This is a genomic window from Streptomyces hundungensis, from assembly GCF_003627815.1.
GTDB classification, from domain to species: domain Bacteria; phylum Actinomycetota; class Actinomycetes; order Streptomycetales; family Streptomycetaceae; genus Streptomyces; species Streptomyces hundungensis_A.
Map to the genome: position 1 here is coordinate 6,839,550 of NZ_CP032698.1, position 19,476 is coordinate 6,859,025.

Sequence of the window (19,476 nt, forward strand, 5' to 3'; positions counted from 1 at the left end):
CAAGATGACAGAGGACCTCTCACCAGCCGAAGCGTACGCAGCTGCCCGGCTCCGCGCCGTCGAGCAAGCCACCGCGCTCGCACCCTTCCGTGACCTGTACGACTTCGATCTGGACCCGTTCCAGATCGAGGCCTGTCAGGCTCTCGAAGCCGGGAAGGGCGTGCTCGTCGCCGCCCCGACCGGCTCCGGCAAGACCATCGTCGGCGAGTTCGCCGTGCACCTGGCCCTGGGGCAGGGCCGCAAATGCTTCTACACCACGCCCATCAAGGCGCTGTCCAACCAGAAGTACGCCGACCTCGCCCGCCGCTACGGCGCCGACAAGGTGGGCCTGCTGACCGGCGACAACAGCGTCAACGCGGACGCGCCGGTGGTCGTGATGACCACCGAGGTGCTCCGCAACATGCTGTACGCGGGCTCACAGGCCCTGAGCGGGCTCGGATATGTGGTCATGGACGAGGTTCACTACCTCTCCGACCGCTTCCGCGGCGCCGTGTGGGAAGAGGTGATCATCCACCTTCCGGACTCCGTCACGCTGGTCTCCCTTTCGGCGACGGTCTCCAACGCGGAGGAGTTCGGCGACTGGCTGGACACCGTGCGCGGCGACACCCAGGTGATCGTCTCCGAGCACCGGCCGGTGCCGCTGTGGCAGCACGTCATGGCCGGGCGCAAGATGTACGACCTCTTCGAGGAGGAGTCCGACCACGGCGGCCGCGGCGTCGCCCGGCGCGAGGTCAACCCCGACCTGCTGCGCATGGCGCGGATGGAGAACCAGCGGACGTACAACCCGCGTGAGCGGCGCCGCGGCAAGATGGTGCGCGAGGCCGACCGCGAGCGGGAGCGCCGCTCGCGCTCCCGGATCTGGACGCCCGGCCGCCCCGAGGTCATCGAACGGCTCGACTCCGAAGGCCTGTTGCCGGCCATCACCTTCATCTTCAGCCGCGCCGCCTGCCAGGCCGCCGTCCAGCAGTGCATGTACGCGGGGCTGCGGCTCAACGACGAGGATGGGCGCCAGAAGGTCCGCGAGATCGTCGAGGAGCGCACCGCCTCCATCCCCGGCGAGGACCTGCACGTCCTCGGCTACTACGAATGGCTCGAAGGCCTGGAGCGGGGCATCGCCGCCCACCACGCCGGAATGCTGCCCACCTTCAAGGAGGTGGTGGAGGAGCTCTTCGTCCGCGGTCTGGTGAAGGCCGTGTTCGCCACCGAAACCCTCGCCCTGGGCATCAACATGCCCGCGCGCTCGGTGGTGTTGGAGAAGCTCGTCAAGTGGAACGGCGAGCAGCACGCCGACATCACCCCCGGCGAGTACACCCAGCTCACCGGGCGGGCCGGGCGGCGCGGCATCGACGTCGAGGGCCACGCGGTGGTCCTGTGGCAGCGCGGCATGGACCCGGCGGCCCTCGCCGGCCTGGCCGGCACGCGCACCTACCCGCTGCGCTCCAGCTTCAGGCCCTCGTACAACATGGCCGTCAACCTGGTCCAGCAGTTCGGCCGGCACCGCTCGCGCGAGCTGCTCGAAACCTCCTTCGCGCAGTTCCAGGCCGACAAGTCCGTCGTGGGCATCTCGCGCCAGGTCCAGCGCAACGAGGAGGGCCTCGAAGGCTATCGGGAGGGCATGCGCTGCCACCTCGGCGACTTCGAGGAGTACGCGCGGATGCGGCGCGACCTCAAGGACCGCGAGACCGAGATCGCCAAGCACGGCGCGGCCCAGCGCCGGGTGGCCGCCGCGGCCTCCCTGGAGAAGCTCAAGCCGGGCGACATCATCCATGTGCCGACCGGCAAGTTCGCCGGGCTCGCCCTGGTCCTGGACCCCGGGCTGCCCGCGGGGCGCACCAACGGCCACCGCGGCTTCGAGCAGCACGACGGGCCCCGCCCGCTGGTGTTGACCGCCGAACGGCAGGTCAAGCGGCTCGCCTCGATCGACTTCCCGGTGCCCGTAGAGGCCCTGGAGCGGATGCGCGTCCCGAAGTCCTTCAACGCGCGCTCCCCGCAGTCCCGCCGGGACCTGGCGTCGGCGCTGCGCACCAAGGCCGGACACATCGTCCCCGAGCGGCACCGCAAGGCCCGCTCGGAGGCGGTCGACGACCGCGAGATCACCCGGCTGCGCGCCGCCCTGCGCGCCCACCCCTGCCACGGGTGCGACGAGCGCGAGGACCACGCCCGCTGGGCCGAGCGCTACCACCGTCTCCAGCGCGACACTCAGCAGTTGGAGCGGCGCATCGAGGGGCGCACCAACACCATCGCGCGCACCTTCGACCGCATCGTGGCCCTGCTCACCGAGCTGGACTACCTGCGCGACGAGGAGGTCACCGAGCACGGCAGGCGGCTGGCCCGTCTCTACGGCGAGCTCGACCTCCTGGCCAGTGAGTGCCTGCGCGCACGGATCTGGGAAGGCCTGAGCCCGCCCGAACTCGCCGCCTGCGTATCGGCGTTGGTGTACGAGGCGCGCCAGGCGGACGATGCCGTCGCGCCCAAGACCCCCTCCGGCAAGGCCAAGGCCGCGCTCGGGGAAATGGTGCGGATCTGGGGTCGGCTCGACGCCCTCGAAGAGCACCACAAGATCAACCAGACGGAGGGCGTGGGCCAGCGCGAGCCCGACCTCGGCTTCGCCTGGGCCGCCTACCAATGGGCCTCCGACAAGGGCCTGGACGAGGTGCTGCGCGAGGCCGACATGCCCGCGGGCGACTTCGTCCGCTGGTGCAAGCAGGTCATCGACGTCCTCGGCCAGATCGCTGCCGCGGCGCCGCGCGAGAACAGCACCGTCGCCAAGAACGCCCGCAAGGCGGTCGACTCGCTCCTGAGGGGAGTCGTCGCCTACAGCTCGGTCGGCTGAGACGACCGAGACAGCTCAGTGGGCCGAGACACCTGTGACCTCGGCGTCGCGGACCTCCGTACGCCCGCGGCGCGAGCGGCCCCCGCCGGACCACCCGGCGGGGGCCGTCCTCGTCTTCGCCCGTGTGCGGCACGGTTGGGGGGGGATCGAGGGGCCGGTCTTTGAGCGGGGTCAGGACCGGCACGACCGGATCAGTGGGGATCCGGTGCGTCGTTCTCGGCCCGGCCGGGGGCTGCCCTGCGGTTGGCGGCCCTGGCCCGGCCCCTGGCGCGTGCCGCGCGGAGTTCTTCGGCGACCTCGTAGGCCCGCCCCGGGTCATAGACGATGGCCGAAGTACCAGGGCTGTACAGCGCGTGTGCCCGGGGCGTGTACCCATAGGCTTCGACGCCGTGCTGGGCGGCTATGCCGGCGACCTCGTCGACGGGTACCTGCCACAGCTCGGCGGTGCGGGACGGGGTCCACCACTCGTCGGGGCGCACGAAGTCTCGCCTGACCTCCGTCCGGCGCTCCACCACCACCTGCACCGGGCCGAGTTGCTCGGTCAGCCAGTCGGTCAGCGCCTGTGCGTCGACCCGGGAGAGCGGTGCGGACATGCCCGGTTCGCACTCCACCGTCTCGCCGCGTGTGTGCAACACCACCTTGATCGACTGTCGCTGCCCCAGGCTGAGTCGCTCGATGACGACGACGCGCCGCAGATCGGCCATGGCCAGGGGCGACGATCGCAGGAAGCGGGCGATCACGACCTGGGCGGGAGTTCCCAGGGGCTGGAGCTCGACCCACCGCACCCTGGTGGAGAGCGTGACGAACACCATGGCCGCGGCGAGCAGGACGACCGTGACGACCGTGAGCACCAGCAGGACCCAGAAAAAGCCCCACATGAAGGCGCTCCCCGAGATCACGGCGACCACCAGAGCGACCAGCAGAAGAGGGGCGGCGATCGCCGACGGAACCATGATGCTCGAACCGAGCGCGACGGCCAGCTCCCGGGTCCGGCTGGGCACGACCAGCAGCCGCCATCCGGCTGACACGGGTGCCGCAACGTCCGCCGGCGGGCCGGGATGCGGAGTCTCCATGCCCCAAAGGTAGGGCGGGGCAAGGGAGTTGATAAGGCCCCGGTGAGTCGTACCTTTCTCGATGACGGGTATCGCGGGCGACAGCGCGTCAGTCGGCCAGGGACCGCGTCAATCGGACACCCAGGACGGTCGGGGAGGGGCCGGGGCCGGATCGGTCAGCGCGCTTCCCCACCCGCCGGGTCCCCGGCCGTGACGAGGCCGGATTCGTAGGCCGCGATGACCGCCTGGGCGCGGTCGCGTACGGCGAGTTTGTCGAAGATGCTGGTGATGTAGTTCTTGACCGTGGACACGCTGATGTCCAAGGCGAGGGAGATGCCCGCGTTGTCGAGGCCGCCGGCCATCAGGCGCCACACCTCGACCTCCCGGGGTGTGAGGTCGCCCGCGCCACCGAAGGCGGGCCGCGTCGCGCGCGGGGCGGTGACGTAAGTGGAGATCAGCCGGGTGAGCAGCCGCGGCGCGACCGCCGCATCGCCCGCGTGGACGGTACGGATCGCCGCAGCCAGATCCTCCGGTGAGCTGTCCTTGGGCAGGAACCCGCAGGCCCCGGCGCGCAGGGCGCCCACCACGTACTCGTCCATGTCGAAGGTGCTCAGCGCCAGGACTCGGCAGTCGGGTACGGCGGTGGCGAGCTCGCCGGTCGCGGCGACCCCGTCCAGGACGGGCATCCGAATGTCCATCACCACGACGTCCGGGCGCAGTTGGCGGGCGAGGGCGACGGCCTGTGCGCCGTTCTCGGCCTCGCCGACCACCTCGAACGACGGGTCGGGGGAGAGGATCAGCGACAGGCCGCGCCGCACCAGCGGCTGGTCGTCCGCGATCAGCACCCTGATCGGTGGCGGCGTACCGCGTCCGGAGTCGTTCATCGCAGCGCCCCTTCGCGCTGGACGGCCGCCTCGGCCGTCTCGTCCTGGGTCACCGGAACTTCGGCGACCACCGCGAACCCCCCCTCGGGGAGCGGGCCCGCGCTGAGGGTGCCGCCGTGCAGGGCGACCCGCTCGCCCATGCCGATCAGGCCGTACCCACCCGGGCGTGGCGTGCCCGCCTCCATGGGCGGGGCGCCGCCACCGTCGTCGCGCACCTCGATGGTGACCCGGTCCTGACGGTAGGTCAGGCATACGGTGGCGCGGGCCGGGCCCGCGTACCTACGGGCGTTGGTGAGCGCCTCCTGGGCGATCCTGAACACGGTGAGGCCGACGGTCGGCGGCAGCGGGCGACGCTCACCCCGCACGCTCAACTCGCTTTCCAGGCCTGCCTGTTGGGACTCGGACACCAGCCGTTCGAGGTCGTCGACGTCGGGCTGCGGTCGCGACGGCGCGTCCCGTGGTTCGTCGTCGGCCCGCAGGACGTCGAGGAGTTGGCGCATCTCGCCGAGCGCGAGCCGCCCGGAGGCCTCCAGGGTGACGAGGGCGTCCCGGGCCACCTCGGGCCGTGCGAGGTTGGCCCGGGCCCCGCCGGCCATGAGCTGCATGGTGGTGATGTGATGGGCCACGATGTCGTGCAACTCCCGTGCGATGCGGCGGCGTTCGTCGGCGACCGCACGGTCGGCGAGGAGCCTGCGGTTGGCGTCCACCTCCCGTTGCCAGCGGCCGACCGCGAGGGCGGCGCCGACGACGATCACGGGGGACAGGACCGCGGACAGGGCGGCCTGCCACGGCGGAATCCCGCCCGTGCGCTGGCAGAGCAGGGTCAGCGCCACCGTGGCGACGGTCGCGAGCGCCGTCACCCGGCCGGGGCGGGCCCGGGCGACCGAGTACAGGGCGACGATCAGAACGGCCCCGAAGTGGGTGGGCAGGTGCAGGGCCAGCGAGGCCGCCGAGTCGAGTGCCAGGGTCGTGGCGAGCACCGCCACCGGACAGGTGCGGCGGGCGAGCAGCGGCGCGCCCCCCAGCGCGATGAGCAGGAACCCCGCGACGCTCGCCCCGCCCCGACCGCCGGGATCGTCGACGAAGACATAGCTGAGCAGATTGATCGCACAGGCCCCGGCGGCCACGAGCGCGTCGTTCCGCGTCCAGGGCGGCTCGGTCACGCCGGCACGTACGGCCTTGTCACGGCCCCCGAATCGGCCACCGCGGCCCCGGAGTTGCTCGCCGCGGCCCCCGAGCTGCTCGCTGTGGCCATCGAGTCGATCGCTGTGGTGCTCGGGCTGCTCGCCGTGGCCATCGAGCCGATCGCTGTGGTGCTCAAGCTGATCGCCGCGCCCCCCGAGCTGATTGCTGTGGTCCCCGAGCTGATGGCTGTGGTCCTCGGGCTGATCGCCGCGGCCCCCGAGCCGATCGTCTTGGCCCCCGAACTGATCGGCTCGCGGTTCGGGCGGTTCGGGGTGGTCGAGCGGGGGCGGGGTGTCCGTGCGGGTGGCCGCGAGGGCGTGAGTGCGTACACCCTCGGAGCGTGTCGGCTCACGGGCGCCGTCCGGCTCCGGACGCCCGGACTGCTGGCTCGTGCGCATCGCTGGTCTCCCTGTGTGTCCGTCCGTGTCCGCCCCTGTCCCGCCGCAACAGCCTCGCACAGCGGCTCCGGTGGGGCACCGGCCATGGGTCGGGGGCGGGACCAGGACCACGGTCCTGGTCCGGGGCGGGGGCGGGACCCAGGGCCCCGGCGCGGATCCTCCCTGGCCAGGACGCCGTACGGCCCCTCGCGATGATGGTCTGGACGGAGGCCGGGAGCCCCCGGCAGACGTCACGAAAGCCCGTCCGCCGGAGGACCTCGTGATCCGCGCCCTGACCGGATACTCCACCCGACATCCCTGGAAGGTGATCGCCCTGTGGGCGGTCCTCGGGGTCGCCCTGAGCGCCCTGACCCCGACCCTGTTCGCCCGCGTCACCCAGAACCAGGCCGGGAACTTCCTGCCCCGCACCTACGACTCGGCCGCCGCGCTGGGCATCGCCGAGGAACGCTTCGGGATGAACCCCGACGCCATCACGGTGACGGTCCTGGTCGCCCGCTCCGACGGCAAGGTCCTCGGCGCCGACGACCGGCGGCGGATCGAGAGCGGGGCGGCGAAGCTGGGCAACCGCCGGGTGATCATGCCCCGGGAGAACGACATGCCGGCGTTCATGGTCCCCGACCGCTCCCAGACACCCCGGGTCGCCCCGGCCCTGACCGCGCCCGACGGCAGCTTCCAACTGCTCTCCGTCGAGCTCGCCGGAAATGCGTCGGACCCGGGGGTACAGGGCGTCTACCGGGCCTTCCGCGACACCGCCCGGACGGAGTTCGCCGAGGCGGGCATGCGTACGGGATTCACCGGCGCGCTCGCCGAAAGCGTCGACACCACCGACTCCCACGAGCTCGCCACCAAGATCGGCGGCGCGCTCGTCACGGTGCTGATCATCCTCCTCCATGTGCTGGTGTTCCGCAGCGTGCTCGCGGCCGTGCTGCCGCTGCTCGCCGTCGCCTTCATCGGCTTCGTGGCGGCGGGAGCCGTCGCGGGGGCCGCCGTGCTCACAGGCCTCAAGCTCGACGCGAGCACCCCGGCCCTCCTCAATGTGGTTCTGCTCGGCATAGGCATCGACTACCTGCTGTTCCTGCTGTTCCGCTTCCGCGAGCAACTGCGCGACCGGCCCCAGCAGTTGGCGCGCGAGGCGGCCGGAGAGGTCTGCGCCCGGGTGGGCACCGCCATCACTTCGGCCGCGCTCACCATCGTCGCCGCGTTCGCCACGCTGGGCCTCGCGACCTTCGGCCAGTTCCGCTCCCTCGGCCCCGCGATCGCCGCCGCGGTCCTGGTGATGCTGCTCGGCAGTCTCACCCTGATGCCGGCGCTGCTCGCGGCCGCCGGACGCAGAATGTTCTGGCCCTCCAAGGCGGCCCTGCGCCAGGATGCGCGCGAGGGCCGAGCCGGCCGCCTGGGGGCGCTGATCGCACGCCGTCCCGCGGCGATGCTGCTCGCCTGCGTCGCGCTGCTGGGTGCGCTCACCGCCGGGCTGATCGGCATCCGCATGGACTACGGCCACGGCCACTCCGGCACCCGGGCCGCGGCGGCGGACACGGCGGCCGAGATCGCGCGGACGCTGCCGGCCGGAGTCTCCGACCCGACCAGCGTCTTCGTCACGGACAACGACGGCGGTACGCTCACCACCGGCCGACTCGACGGGCTCGTGCGGGCGCTCGGCGAGGTCAAGGGCGTGGGCAAGGTCGCGCCGACCGTCCTCAACGAGGACCGTCACGCCGCCCGGATCGACCTCTATCCCACCGCCGACCCGGGAAGCCGGGAAGCCCGCGACCTGGCCTCGGGTCCCCTCCGGGCCGCCGTCGCCCAGCACGCGCCCGCCGGGACCTCGGCCCATGTGGGCGGGACGGCCGCGATCCTCGCCGACATCTCGACCGCCGTCGACCACGACCTGAAGGTCGTGTTCCCGGTCGCCGCCGCGCTGATCGCGCTGATCCTCCTGCTGCTCCTGCGCAGCCTGCTCGCCCCGCTGGCCCTCATGCTCTCCGTCGGGCTCGGCTTCGCCGCCACCCTCGGCGCCGCGACCCTGCTCTTCCAGCACGGGCTCGGCGAACCGGGCGTCAACTTCACCCTGCCGCTGGTGCTGTTCCTGTTCGTGGTGGCGCTGGGGACCGACTACAACATCCTGATCACCGACCGCATCCGCGAGGAGACGCGGCGCCCGGGGTCCGCCCGCTTTGCCGTCGCCCGCGCGGTGCGGTTCACGGCGCCGGCCATCGCGACGGCGGGTGTGGTGCTGGCCGGCTCCTTCGCCGGGCTCGCCACCATGCCGGGCAGTGAGCAGATGGCCTTCGCGATGGCGCTGGGCATCCTGCTCTCCGCGCTGGTCCTGTCGCTGGTCCTCGTCCCGGCCCTGGCCGCGCTCCTGGGGCGGGGCCTGTGGTGGCCCGTCCGCCCCGGGGCCGCCCACGCCAGGGCGGGCCGCCCTCCGCACCGTACGCAGGAGGCGGCCTGGGAGCCGGAGCGGGTCACGTCGTACTGAGGCCGACGCGCAAGACGCGCCGTCGGCGGGCATCCCCACCGACGGCGCGTCCGCCGCTCGACGCCGGCGAGGCCGTGCATGCGGCCCGGGTGTGGCCTACGCGGCGTCGGCGAGGTCGTCTACGTGGCGCCAGGTCACTTACGCGGCCCCGGCGAGGTCTTCTTCGCGGTGCCAAGTCACTTACGCGGCGCCGGCCTCCTGCTCGCGCTCCACCTGCTCGTTCCACTGCCGCTTCACCGCGCGCCATGCGTCGTCGTCCTGGCCCAGGCGCCAGTAGCCCGAGATGGAGAGGCGCTCGCGCGGGATGTTCCGTTCGACTCGGAGCAGGGCGCGCAGCTCCTTCACGAAGCCGGCCTCGCCGTGGACGAAGGCGTGCACCTCGCCCGCCGGGAACTCCAAGTCCCTTACCGCGCCCACGAGTTGGGAGCCCACCGTGGCGTCGCCGCGGTGCAGCCAGGTCACCGTGGTGCCGTCGGGGGTGCTGATCTTCTGCTCCTCCTCGGGGCCGGCCACCTCGACGAAGGCGTGCACCACGGCGCCCGCCGGCATGCGCTCCATGGCCGCCGCGATCGCGGGCAGCGCGCTCTCGTCGCCGACGAGCAGATGCCAGTCGGCCGCCGGGTCCGGGGCGTACCCGCCGCCGGGGCCGAGGAAGCGGACCGTCTCCCCGGCCTTGACCCGGGTGGCCCAGGGCCCGGCGAGGCCCTCGTCGCCGTGCACCACGAAGTCGACGGTCAGCTCGCCGAGTTCGGCGTCCCAGCCGCGCACCGTGTAGGCGCGGGTGCTCGGCCACTGCTCGCGCGGGAACTCGGCACGGATCCGCTCCATGTCGAAGGGCTCCGGGTAGCTCACGCCCTTCGCCGGGAACAGCAGCTTGATGTAGTGATCCGTGTACTCGCCGACGCCGAAGCCGGCCAGCGACTCGCCACCGAGTACGACGCGCACCATGTGCGGCGTGAGGCGCTCGGTGCGCACCACCCGCGCCTCGTTGATCTTCGGTGCCTTGCGAGACGGGCGTTCTGCCACAGTGCGCTCCCCTGATCCACCATTGCTTAGGATTACCTAAGTTAACACCTCGAAGAGGAAGAATCCTCAGAGAAAAAGGACCTGCCCGAGGCACGGCGCACCCAGGGTGGGGGCGCTCAGCGGTGCAGCGTCGCCAGCAGCCGCCCCGTCGCGCCCGCCAGGCCCCACCGGGCCACCAGCTCCTCCAGGGTCGCCGGGTCGAGCGGCTCCGAGGGCAGCGTCGGGTCGAACGCGGGCAGCGCCACGTCCATCGCGACCCGCACCACCTTCGGCGCGACGTCCAGATAGTCGGCCGCTTCCAGGATTCCCCTGCGCTTGGCTGGGGTCAGCCGGGAGAACCGGTCGGCCGCGGCCGCGCGGACGCCCGCCAGGTCGCCGTACTCGTTGATGAGCTGGGCCGCCGTCTTCTCGCCGATGCCCTTGACGCCGGGCAGCCCGTCGCTGGTGTCGCCGCGCAGGGCTGCGAAGTCCGCGTACTGATCGGGCCGTACGCCGTACTTCGTACGGATCAGCTCGTCGTCGACCAGGTCGCAGTCGCCCACGCCCTTGCGCGGGTACAGCACGCGCACCCCGCGCTTGTCGTCGACCAGCTGGAACAGGTCGCGGTCGCCCGTGACGATGTCGACCGGGCCCGACGCGAGGCCGGACAGGGTGCCGATGACGTCGTCCGCCTCGTAGCCCGCGACGCCGACCCGGGCGATGCCCAGCGCGTCCAGGACGGCGTCGATCACCGGGACCTGAGGAGCCAGGGTGTCCGGGGTCTCCTCCTCGTCGGGCTGCCCGGCCGGCGTCTCCTCGGCCACCCGGTGCGCCTTGTAGGAAGGGATCAGGTCGACCCGCCACTGCGGCCGCCAGTCCGCGTCCATACAGGCCACCAGGTCGTCCGGGCGGTGGTCGTGGACGAGCCGGGAGATGAAGTCGAGCAGGCCGCGCACGGCGTTGACCGGCGTGCCGTCCGGCGCCCTGACCGTGTCGGGAACCCCGAAATAGGCGCGGTAGTAGAGGGACGAGGTGTCGAGGAGCATCAGGCGTCGCGTCACACCCCCGATGATGCCGCACCCCACTGACACCCACCGCGCCGCTCGCCGCCGCGCTCGGCCCGCCCCGCTGCTCGCCGCCGCGCTCGGCCCGCCCCGCTGCTCGCCGCCGCGCTCGGCCCGCCCCGCTGCTCGCCGCCGCGCTCGGCCCGCCCCGCTCGGGCGCACCCCCGCTCGTGAACACGTGAACTGGGTCACTGTTGTGTTTGCTCCCGGACCGAGGGGGCAGGCGCGTCGCCGGAGCGGACCCAAGTATGGATTTCAACAATTTCTCGGGCTGCGGACCGAATCCGCGCCGCTCCACGGCCCGCCCGTGGGGGATGCGGGCCGTTTTCAGTTCGACCCGTGAGGTGTATGTGTCCAGGCTGCAAGCCGAGCAGCTCTACAAGGTGTTCGGCAGACGACCCGAGGAAGCCGTCCGCAAGCTCGAAGGCGGCGCGGACCGCGACGAGCTGCGTGCGGACGGGACGACCGCGGCGGTGATCGACGCCTCGTTCACGGTGGAACCCGGTCAGATCTTCGTGGTCATGGGTCTCTCCGGCTCCGGGAAATCGACCCTGCTGCGCATGCTCAACGGGCTGCTCGAACCCACCTCGGGCCGGGTCCTGTTCGACGGCCAGGACCTGACCAGCCTGCCCGCGCGCGAGCTGCGTACGGTGCGCTCCAGCAAGATCAGCATGGTGTTCCAGCACTTCGCGTTGTTCCCGCACCGCAGCGTCCTGGAGAACGCCGCGTACGGCCTCGAGGTACAGGGTGTGCCCCGTGCCGAGCGGGAGAAACGTGCCGCCGAGGCCCTGGAGCTGACCGGCCTTTCGGGCTGGGGCGACTCCTGGCCCGACGAGCTCTCCGGCGGTATGCAGCAGCGCGTGGGCCTGGCCCGCGCCCTGGCCACCGACGCGGACCTGCTCCTCATGGACGAGTCCTTCAGCGCGCTCGACCCGCTGATCCGGCGCGACATGCAGGACCAGCTGCTCGAAATCCAAAAGCGCCTCAAGAAGACGATCGTCTTCATCACCCACGACCTCAACGAGGCCATGCGGCTCGGCGACCACATCGCCGTGATGCGCGACGGACGCATAGTCCAGCTCGGCACCGCCGAGGACATCCTGCTCACCCCGGCCAATGACTACGTGAGCTCGTTCATCCAGGACGTCGACCGCTCCCGGGTGCTCACCGCCGTCTCCGTCATGACCGTCCCGCACCGCCCCGACGCGGGCGAGTGCGACTGCGAGAGCGTGCTGCCCGACGCCCCCGTCGCCGACGTCTGCGCCGTGGCCGCCCGGGTGCCGCACCCGGTCGCGGTGAAGGACCGCGAGGGCGCGCTGCTCGGCGTCGTGCCGCAGGAGCGGCTCATCGCCTTCCTGGGGGACGACACGCAAGGCCCGGCCGTCTGCTCGATGAAGGAGGTGGCCACGCATGCCTAGGCTCCACCTCGGCGACTGGGTCGACAGCGCCGTCACCTTCCTCCAGAGCCACTTCTCCTGGCTGTTCGACGCCATCACGCGGGTCGTCAACGGCATGTACGACGGCATCAACACGGTGCTCGACGCACCGCAGCCGCTGCTCTTCGCGGGCATCCTCGCGCTCGTCGCCTGGTGGCTGCGCGGCCTGTCCGCGGGTGTGCTCACCTTCGCCGGTTTCGCGCTGATCGACTCGATCCAGCTCTGGGACGACACCATGTCGACGCTGTCGCTGGTGCTGGTCGCGGCGATCGTGACGCTGGTCGTGGCGGTCCCGCTGGGCATCTGGGCCGCGCGCTCCAAGACGGTCAGCGCCGTCCTGCGGCCCGTCCTCGACTTCATGCAGACCATGCCGGCGATGGTCTATCTGATCCCCGGCATCATCTTCTTCGGCGTCGGCGTGGTCCCCGGGATCATCGCCACCATCGTCTTCTCGCTGCCCCCGGGCGTGCGCATGACGGAGCTCGGCATCCGCCAGGTCGACGGTGAACTCGTCGAGGCGGCCGAGGCGTTCGGCACCACCCCGCGCAACACGCTGGTGCGGGTCCAGCTGCCGCTGGCGCTGCCCACCATCATGGCGGGCATCAACCAGGTGATCATGCTCAGCCTCTCCATGGTCGTCATCGCCGGCATGGCGGGCGGCGGCGGCCTCGGCGGCGCCGTCTACCGGGCCATCGGCAACGTCGACATCGGTCTCGGCTTCGAGGCCGGCATCTCCATCGTCGTGCTCGCCATGTACCTGGACCGGATGACCGGCGCGCTCAGCCGCCAGGTCTCCCCGCTCGGCCGGCGCGCGCTGGCCAAGGCGAAGTCCGGCGCCGGCGGCCTCAGGATCTGGAACCACCGTCCGCAACCCGTCGTCGCGCTCGTCGGCGTGGTCGTCCTCGCCCTCGTCGCGGGCGGCATGAACATGTTCGGCTCCTCCGGCGAGGCCTCGGCCACCGGCGCCAAGGACGTGGGCAAGGGCAAGAAGATCTCGCTCGGCTACATCCCGTGGGACGAGGGCGTCGCCTCCACGTTCCTGTGGAAGGAGCTCCTGGAGCGCCGCGGCTTCACCGTGGACGCCCGCCAGTACGAGGCGGGCGCGCTCTACACCGGCATGGCCGGCGGCCAGATCGACTTCGAGACCGACTCCTGGCTGCCCACCACCCACGCCCAGTACTGGGCGAAGTACCAGGACAAGCTGGAGGACCTGGGCTCCTGGTACGGGCCCACCTCCCTGGAGCTCTCGGTGCCGTCCTACGTCAAGGACGTCAACACCCTCGCCGACCTGAAGGGCAAGGGCTCCCAGTTCCAGAACCGGATCGTCGGCATCGAGCCGAGCGCCGGTGAGACCGGCATCCTGAAGGACAAGATCCTCAAGGGGTACGGCCTGGACGGCGAGTACAAGGTCGTCGACGGCTCGACGCCGGGCATGCTGGCCGAGCTGAAGCGGGCGTACGCCAAGAAGGAGCCCATCGTGGTTCCGCTCTGGTCGCCGCACTGGGCGTACAACACCTACGACCTGAAGAAGCTCAAGGACCCCAAGGGCGTCTGGGGCAAGGGCGACGGCGTGCACACCCTTTCCCGCAAGGGCTTCGCCTCCGACAACGCCGAGGTCGGCGCGTGGCTGAAGAACTTCCACATGGACGAGAAGCAGCTCACCAGCCTCGAAGCGAAGATCCAGTCCACCGGCAAGGGCAAGGAGCAGGACGCGGTGCGCGACTGGCTGAAGGAGAACCCGGGTCTGGCCGACAAGTGGACCCCGGTGGCGTCCTAGCCGATCCCGCTTCCACCTCCCCTTTCCGCGGTCGCGGCCGGACTTCCGGCCGCGACCGCGGACGTGAGGATCCGGCCCGATCACCCGTCCGACCCTTGACGATCTCGGCGGGACGGTCCCCTCGGGGCCCGAAGCTGCGTAGGGTGACGTGCACGCAGCCGGTGCGAACGGGACCGGGTGAACGGGGAGGGAGCCCGGGAGATGGACGACAAGGAAACTCTTCGGGTCGGAGTGGCGGTGCGGCGTCTGCGCCGCGGCCTCGGCCTCACCCTCGCCGTGGTCGCCGAGCGCAGCGGCCTCTCGGTGCCGTTCCTCAGCCAGGTCGAGAACGAGCGCGCCCGTCCCAGCGCCCGCTCCCTCCAGCGCGTGGCGGACGCCCTGAACACCACCGTCGGCGAGCTGTACGACGCCGCCGACTGCGCCCGCACCGTCGACGTCGTACGGGCCGAACCCGAGGGCGAGACCTCCGGTGTACGGCAGCTGCTGCGCGGCCACCACCAACTGCACGCCATGGAGTTCACCGGCGAGCAGGACACCGGTCGCGAGTTCCAGCACCGCAACGACGAGGTCATGTACGTGGCCGACGGGGCGGCCGAGGTCGAGGCCGAGGGCCGCGCCTACCGGCTGGAGCGCGGCGACACCCTGTGTCTGTCCGGCGGGGTGCGCCACCGCTGGCGGGCGGCGCTGCCCGGCACCCGCATCCTGATCGTGGCCGTCGCCGACCACATCGAGGCCATCGAGGAGACCCGCCACTGATGGGCGAGGCAGGCGAGAGGGCGCGCCACCGATGAGGGTGGTCTCGCTCGTGCCGTCCTTGACGGAGGCGGTCGCGGTCACCGCCCCCGGGCTCCTGGTCGGCGTCACCGACTGGTGCACCCATCCGGCCGGGCTCGACGCCGTCCGGGTCAAGGGCACCAAGAACCCGGACGTGGAGCGGATCGTCGCGCTCGACCCCGATCTCGTCCTCGCCAACGAGGAGGAGAACCGGCCCGCCGACCTGGCCGCCCTGAGCGCCGCCGGGCTCGACGTCCTGGTCACCGAGGTCCGCACATTGCCGGGGGCCTTCGCCGAACTGGAGCGGGTCCTCGTGGACGGCTGCGGCCTCGCCCGGCCCCGCTGGCTGGACGACGCCGAGCGGGCGTGGGCGAGGGTGCGCCCGGGCCCTGGACGCCGGGCCGTCGTGCCGATCTGGCGGCGCCCCTGGATGGTCCTCGGCCGCGACACCTTCGCGGGCGACGTGCTGGCCCGGCTCGGCGTGCACAACGTCTACGCCGGACACGCCGAGCGCTATCCCCGCATCAGCATCGACGCGCTGAACGCGGCGGGCGCCGACCTCGTCGTGCTGCCCGACGAGCCCTACCGCTTCACCCCCGACGACGGCCCCGAGGCCTTCCCCGCGCTGCCCGCCGCCCTCGTGGACGGCCGCCAACTCACTTGGTACGGGCCGTCGTTGGTGACCGCGCCGGCCGTGCTCGGCGCGGCGCTCGGGACCGTCGCGTAAGGGCGCACGAGGGCTTACTTCGTCACGGGCGCCGCGAGCAGCTTTCCGTTCACCAGCCCCCGTACGGTGTGGAACCCGGCCACCAGCCAGGCCGTCACCAGCAGGACGTACAGGGCGACCGCCAGCCAGTCGAAGGCGTGCAGTTGGGTGTGGCGGGCGAGCCCCTCGGCGCCGGTGACACAGGTGCCGACGGGGAAGGTGAAGGCCCACCAGGTCATCGCGAAGCCCATGCCGCGCCGGGCCGCCCGGACGACCATGGCCACCGCGAGCGCCAGCCACATCAGGGCGAAGCCCATCACCGGCACGCCGTACAGGACGGCGAAGGCGCCCATGCCGTTGGCGTACGGGGCGCCGATCGCACCGCCGGCCACGTCGGCCAGCTTGTTCACGGCGGTGGTGGACTGGCCGAGCGGGCCGAGCACCAGGAACAGGGTCGGGGTGAGGAAGAGCGGCAGCGCGCCCCGGTGGATCAGACGCGAGAACACCACGGGCAGGATGACCAGGGTCGCCAGCAGGCTCATCCCGAACATCGCGTACGAGCCGAGCAGCATCGCCTCGCGGGCCTGACCCGCGGGCAGGTGGGGGACGAGCAGGGGGCCGAGCGTCGCCGACACCATGGGGGCGACCACGGGCAGCAACCAGACGGGGGAGGCGCTGCCCGGAGCGACGTCGTGCCGGGCGACCATCAGATACGGGACGGCCACGGCGGCCACCAGACCCGTCACGGTGCCCACGCCGTACAACACCCACGCGAGCGGCACCGCCGCGCTCTCGCCGATCAGGTCGGCGCCGACGGACAGCGAGCCGATGCCGACGGCCAGGTACGCCATCGACATACAGCCGTAGAACGGCGCGACGGTGGGGTCGAGGAGGTGGGTGCGGGCCTGGTCGCGGTGGTGCAGCCAGTGCCCGGCGCGGGCCGCCAGCAGCACCACGAGCAGGGCCAGTGAGAGCGCCCAGACCACCGAAAGGCCCGGCACGTGGAACGGCAGGCCCGCGCCCGCGTTCGCGACGACGGCCGTCCCCATGACCGCGGCGTACCAGTTCGGCCCGAGGTGGCGCAGTGCGGGCCGGCGGACGGCGACGGGTGCTCGGGTGTGGGCGCGGGGTGGTGTGAGGGTGGCCATGCATCCAGCTTCGTCGCGGCCGTCGGCCCCCGCCACGCCTCTTGGAGCTATGAGCCCATAAGCTGGGTTTATGAGCGTGAGCGGCCCCGAGGACACAGCCCCCCTCGCCCACCGGGTGCCGGACCTGGGGGCGATGGAGCTGCTGCTCGCGGTCGCCCGCTACGGCAGCCTCGGGCGGGCCGCCCGCGACCTCGGCATCACCCAGCCCGCCGCGAGCAGCCGGGTCCGCTCGATGGAGCGCCTTCTGGGGGTCACCCTCGTCGACCGCTCCCCGCGCGGCTCCCGGCTCACCGCCGAGGGGGTCCTCGTGACGGACTGGGCGCGGCGCGTGGTGGAGGCGGCCGAGGCCTTCGACGCGGGCGCCCAGGCGCTGCGCGGGCGCCGGGACTCGCGGCTGCGGGTCGCCGCTAGCATGACGATCGCCGAGTATCTGCTGCCAGGCTGGCTGATCGCGCTGCGCGGGCGCTGGCCGGGCACCGCGGTGTCGCTGAGCGCGGGGAACTCGGCCGTGGTCGCGGAGCGGCTGCTCGGCGACGAGGCCGACCTGGGCTTCGTCGAAGGCCTGGGGGTGCCCGCAGGCCTGGACTCGGCGGTCATCGGCCACGACCGGCTCGTCGTGGTCGCGGCCCCCTCGCACCCCTGGGCCCGGCGACAGCACCCGCTCTCGCCGGCCGAACTGGCCGCCACCCCGCTCATCCAGCGCGAACAGGGCTCGGGCACCCGCCAGGTCCTGGACGCGGCGCTGGCCGCCCACGGCGGGCTCGCCGAACCCCTCATCGAGCTGTCCTCCACCACCGCGGTGAAGGCGTCCGTGGTCAGCGGGGCGGGGCCGTCGGTGCTCAGCGAACTCGCCCTCGGCGAGGAGCTGGCCGCCCGGCGCCTGGTGCGGATCCCGGTCGAGGGCGTACGGCTGCGGCGCGATCTGCGCGCGGTGTGGCGCCGGGGCCCGCTGCCCGCGGGCCCCGCCCGCGATCTGCTCTCGCTCGCCCGCCCGGCCTGACCGATCGCCCGGCCCATCCTCGCTGACGGGCCGTCAGGCAGGCACCAGGCGGCGGCCGTTGACCTCACGACGGGCGCGGGCCAGGCGCTCCTCGATGGTGCGGCGCACCGTCGGCCACTCCTCGTCGAGTACGGAGTAGAACGCGGTGCCCCGCACCAGTCCGTCCAGGCCCCGGGTGTGGACCCGGCGCACCCCCTCGCAGACCGCGCCAAGACCTTCGATGGCGGCCCGCGAGCGGGTGTTGCGGGCGTCCGCGCGCAGCGAGATCCGGCGCACCCGCCAGGTGTCGAAGGCGTGCTGGAACATGAGCAGCTTGGCCTCGGTGTTGATGCCGGTGCCCTGGGCGTGCGCGGAGAGCCAGGTGCCGCCGATGTCGGCCGCGTCCGGAACCGCGTCGGCCGCGCCGGTCAGCGGGCCGCGCGGCGCGGGCGGCCACACCACGGGCCCGTCCCAGTAGTCGAGTTCACAGAACCGGGTCGAGCCCACGACCAGGCCGTCGGCGGCCCGTACGGTCGCGAACGCCAGCGTCCGGCCGGCCTCCTGGTCGGCCAGCGCGCTGTGGATGTAGGCATACGCCGCGTCCAGGCCGTGCGGCACGGGCGTGAAGGCGTACGAGGTCCGATCGGCCGCCGCGGCGGCGGCCAGGGCCGGAGCGTGGCAGGGGGCGAGCGGTTCGAGCCGTACGGAACGGCCCGACAGGATGACGGGTGCGGGCACGGGGCCTTCGGTCCTTCGGGGCGCGGCGGAGCTTTCCCACCGGTGGGCGGGGAGCGGGGACACGGAGGAACACACGGTCAGGATGTGTCCGTGAAATGGCCAGGGAAGGAACGAGTGCGGGAAGAGGAACGAGCGGCCAGGTGAAGGCGAGGAGTCTCGGAGAATCCGCCTGATAGGGGCGGCGAGAGGAAGATACCCGGCCGATCCCTCAATCGTCACCCCCTCGCCGGGGCGCGGGTTTCCGGGCGTGTCGGTCCGCTCCTCCCGGCCGGGCCGAGGGCCCTCGCCCAGGGCCCCGAGCAGGGTCTCAGCGCCTGGCCGCGGCCCGGACCAGGCCCTCGGTGACGCGGGTGTCGCGGCCCATCTCGGGGTGCCACTGGACGCCCAGGACCCAGGCGGCGCCGGGCAATTCGGCCGCCTCCACGGTGCCGTCCTCCGCGTGGGCCGAGGCGATCAGAGGGCTCGCCAGGCGGTCCACGCACTGGTGGTGGTAGGTCGGAACCTCCGCCGCCTCGGGCACGAGCGAGGCGTAGAGCGTGCCCGGCACCGGTTTGACCGTGTGCTCGCCGAACACGCCCCGGCCGCCGGTGTGCCCGTCCAGGTGCTGCACCAGCGTGCCGCCGAGTGCCACGTTCAGGAGCTGGAGGCCCCGGCAGATGCCGAGCAGTGGGGTGCCCGAGGCCAGGGCCGCGTCGATCAGGGCGAGTTCCCAGGCGTCCCGCTCGCGGGCGGGGGGCCCGGTACGGGGCGACGGCTCAGCCCCGTACCGGACCGGCTCCACATCGGCGCCGCCCGCGATGATCAGCCCGTCCAGGCGCGCCACCACCTCGGCCGCCGCGGTCGGCCCCTCGTCGGGCGGCAGCATCGCGGCGAGTGCGCCACTGGCCCGGACGAGCCGGGGGTATCCGGCGGGCAGCAGGGCGGCGGGCAGGTCCCACACGCCCCAGCGGGCGGGCTCCAGATACGTACTGATGCCGATGAGCGGCTTGGGCACGGCGGCGGTCTCCGTTCGGTGGGC

15 protein-coding genes are annotated in these 19,476 nt (G+C 72.5%); 7 read left to right on the plus strand and 8 right to left on the minus strand.

Translation table 11 applies throughout. The features are described from left to right. Positions 1-4 precede the first annotated feature (4 nt). Positions 5-2,833, plus strand: coding sequence for a DEAD/DEAH box helicase (locus tag DWB77_RS30340; protein ID WP_120725000.1), 2,829 nt, complete (start codon positions 5-7; stop codon positions 2,831-2,833). A gap of 191 nt (positions 2,834-3,024) precedes the next feature. Here DWB77_RS30340 and DWB77_RS30345 read toward each other — a convergent pair whose 3' ends face one another. The 3 genes from DWB77_RS30345 to DWB77_RS30355 form a co-directional block, all read right to left on the minus strand. Next, entirely contained in the window at positions 3,025-3,906 is an 882-nt protein-coding gene (locus DWB77_RS30345; RefSeq protein WP_162952644.1) for a hypothetical protein, read from the minus strand. 155 nt (positions 3,907-4,061) lie between these two features. After that, positions 4,062-4,769 (minus strand): response regulator transcription factor, encoded by a 708-nt coding sequence (locus DWB77_RS30350; RefSeq protein WP_120725003.1) that lies wholly within the window; start codon positions 4,767-4,769, stop codon positions 4,062-4,064. Beyond that, complete coding sequence (locus DWB77_RS30355; RefSeq protein WP_216826874.1) at positions 4,766-6,352, minus strand: sensor histidine kinase; 1,587 nt, start codon at positions 6,350-6,352, stop codon at positions 4,766-4,768. Before DWB77_RS30355 ends, DWB77_RS30350 begins: the two co-directional genes overlap by 4 nt. Before the next feature lie 259 nt (positions 6,353-6,611). Here DWB77_RS30355 and DWB77_RS30360 point away from each other — a divergent pair, with 259 nt between their 5' ends. After that, entirely contained in the window at positions 6,612-8,831 is a 2,220-nt protein-coding gene (locus tag DWB77_RS30360; RefSeq protein ID WP_120725005.1) for an MMPL family transporter, read from the plus strand. Positions 8,832-9,011: 180 nt separating this feature from the next. Here DWB77_RS30360 and DWB77_RS30365 read toward each other — a convergent pair whose 3' ends face one another. After that, positions 9,012-9,857: a siderophore-interacting protein gene (locus DWB77_RS30365; protein ID WP_174248651.1), complete on the minus strand. Its 846-nt coding sequence runs from the start codon at positions 9,855-9,857 to the stop codon at positions 9,012-9,014. 116 nt (positions 9,858-9,973) lie between these two features. Further along, entirely contained in the window at positions 9,974-10,882 is a 909-nt protein-coding gene (locus DWB77_RS30370; RefSeq protein ID WP_120728435.1) for a 5'-3' exonuclease, read from the minus strand. 332 nt (positions 10,883-11,214) lie between these two features. On the opposite strand from DWB77_RS30370, the gene DWB77_RS30375 reads away from it, so the two are divergent. The 4 genes from DWB77_RS30375 (at position 11,215) to DWB77_RS30390 (ending at position 15,614) form a co-directional block, all read left to right on the plus strand. Next, positions 11,215-12,318 (plus strand): quaternary amine ABC transporter ATP-binding protein, encoded by a 1,104-nt coding sequence (locus DWB77_RS30375; protein ID WP_120725008.1) that lies wholly within the window; start codon positions 11,215-11,217, stop codon positions 12,316-12,318. After that, on the plus strand, positions 12,311-14,113 hold the full coding sequence (locus tag DWB77_RS30380; RefSeq protein ID WP_120725010.1) for an ABC transporter permease/substrate binding protein: 1,803 nt from the start codon (positions 12,311-12,313) through the stop codon (positions 14,111-14,113). The genes DWB77_RS30375 and DWB77_RS30380 overlap by 8 nt, the downstream gene beginning before the upstream one ends. A 201-nt stretch (positions 14,114-14,314) precedes the next feature. Then, entirely contained in the window at positions 14,315-14,869 is a 555-nt protein-coding gene (locus DWB77_RS30385) for a helix-turn-helix domain-containing protein (protein WP_120725012.1), read from the plus strand. A 31-nt stretch (positions 14,870-14,900) separates the two neighbouring features. Beyond that, entirely contained in the window at positions 14,901-15,614 is a 714-nt protein-coding gene (locus DWB77_RS30390; protein ID WP_120725014.1) for a helical backbone metal receptor, read from the plus strand. Between the two features lie 14 nt (positions 15,615-15,628). Here the strand turns inward: DWB77_RS30390 and DWB77_RS30395 are convergent, their stop codons facing one another. Beyond that, complete coding sequence (locus tag DWB77_RS30395) at positions 15,629-16,741, minus strand: TDT family transporter (protein WP_120725016.1); 1,113 nt, start codon at positions 16,739-16,741, stop codon at positions 15,629-15,631. A 70-nt stretch (positions 16,742-16,811) separates the two neighbouring features. Between DWB77_RS30395 and DWB77_RS30400 the strand changes: the two genes are divergently transcribed. Then, on the plus strand, positions 16,812-17,741 hold the full coding sequence (locus tag DWB77_RS30400; protein WP_120725017.1) for a LysR family transcriptional regulator: 930 nt from the start codon (positions 16,812-16,814) through the stop codon (positions 17,739-17,741). A gap of 33 nt (positions 17,742-17,774) precedes the next feature. Here DWB77_RS30400 and DWB77_RS30405 read toward each other — a convergent pair whose 3' ends face one another. Both DWB77_RS30405 and DWB77_RS30410 read right to left on the minus strand, forming a co-directional pair. After that, positions 17,775-18,458, minus strand: coding sequence for a GNAT family N-acetyltransferase (locus DWB77_RS30405; protein WP_120725019.1), 684 nt, complete (start codon positions 18,456-18,458; stop codon positions 17,775-17,777). 307 nt (positions 18,459-18,765) lie between these two features. Next, positions 18,766-19,452, minus strand: a complete 687-nt coding sequence (locus DWB77_RS30410) for a gamma-glutamyl-gamma-aminobutyrate hydrolase family protein (protein ID WP_120725021.1) — start codon at positions 19,450-19,452, stop codon at positions 18,766-18,768. Between the last annotated feature and the right edge of the window lie 24 nt (positions 19,453-19,476).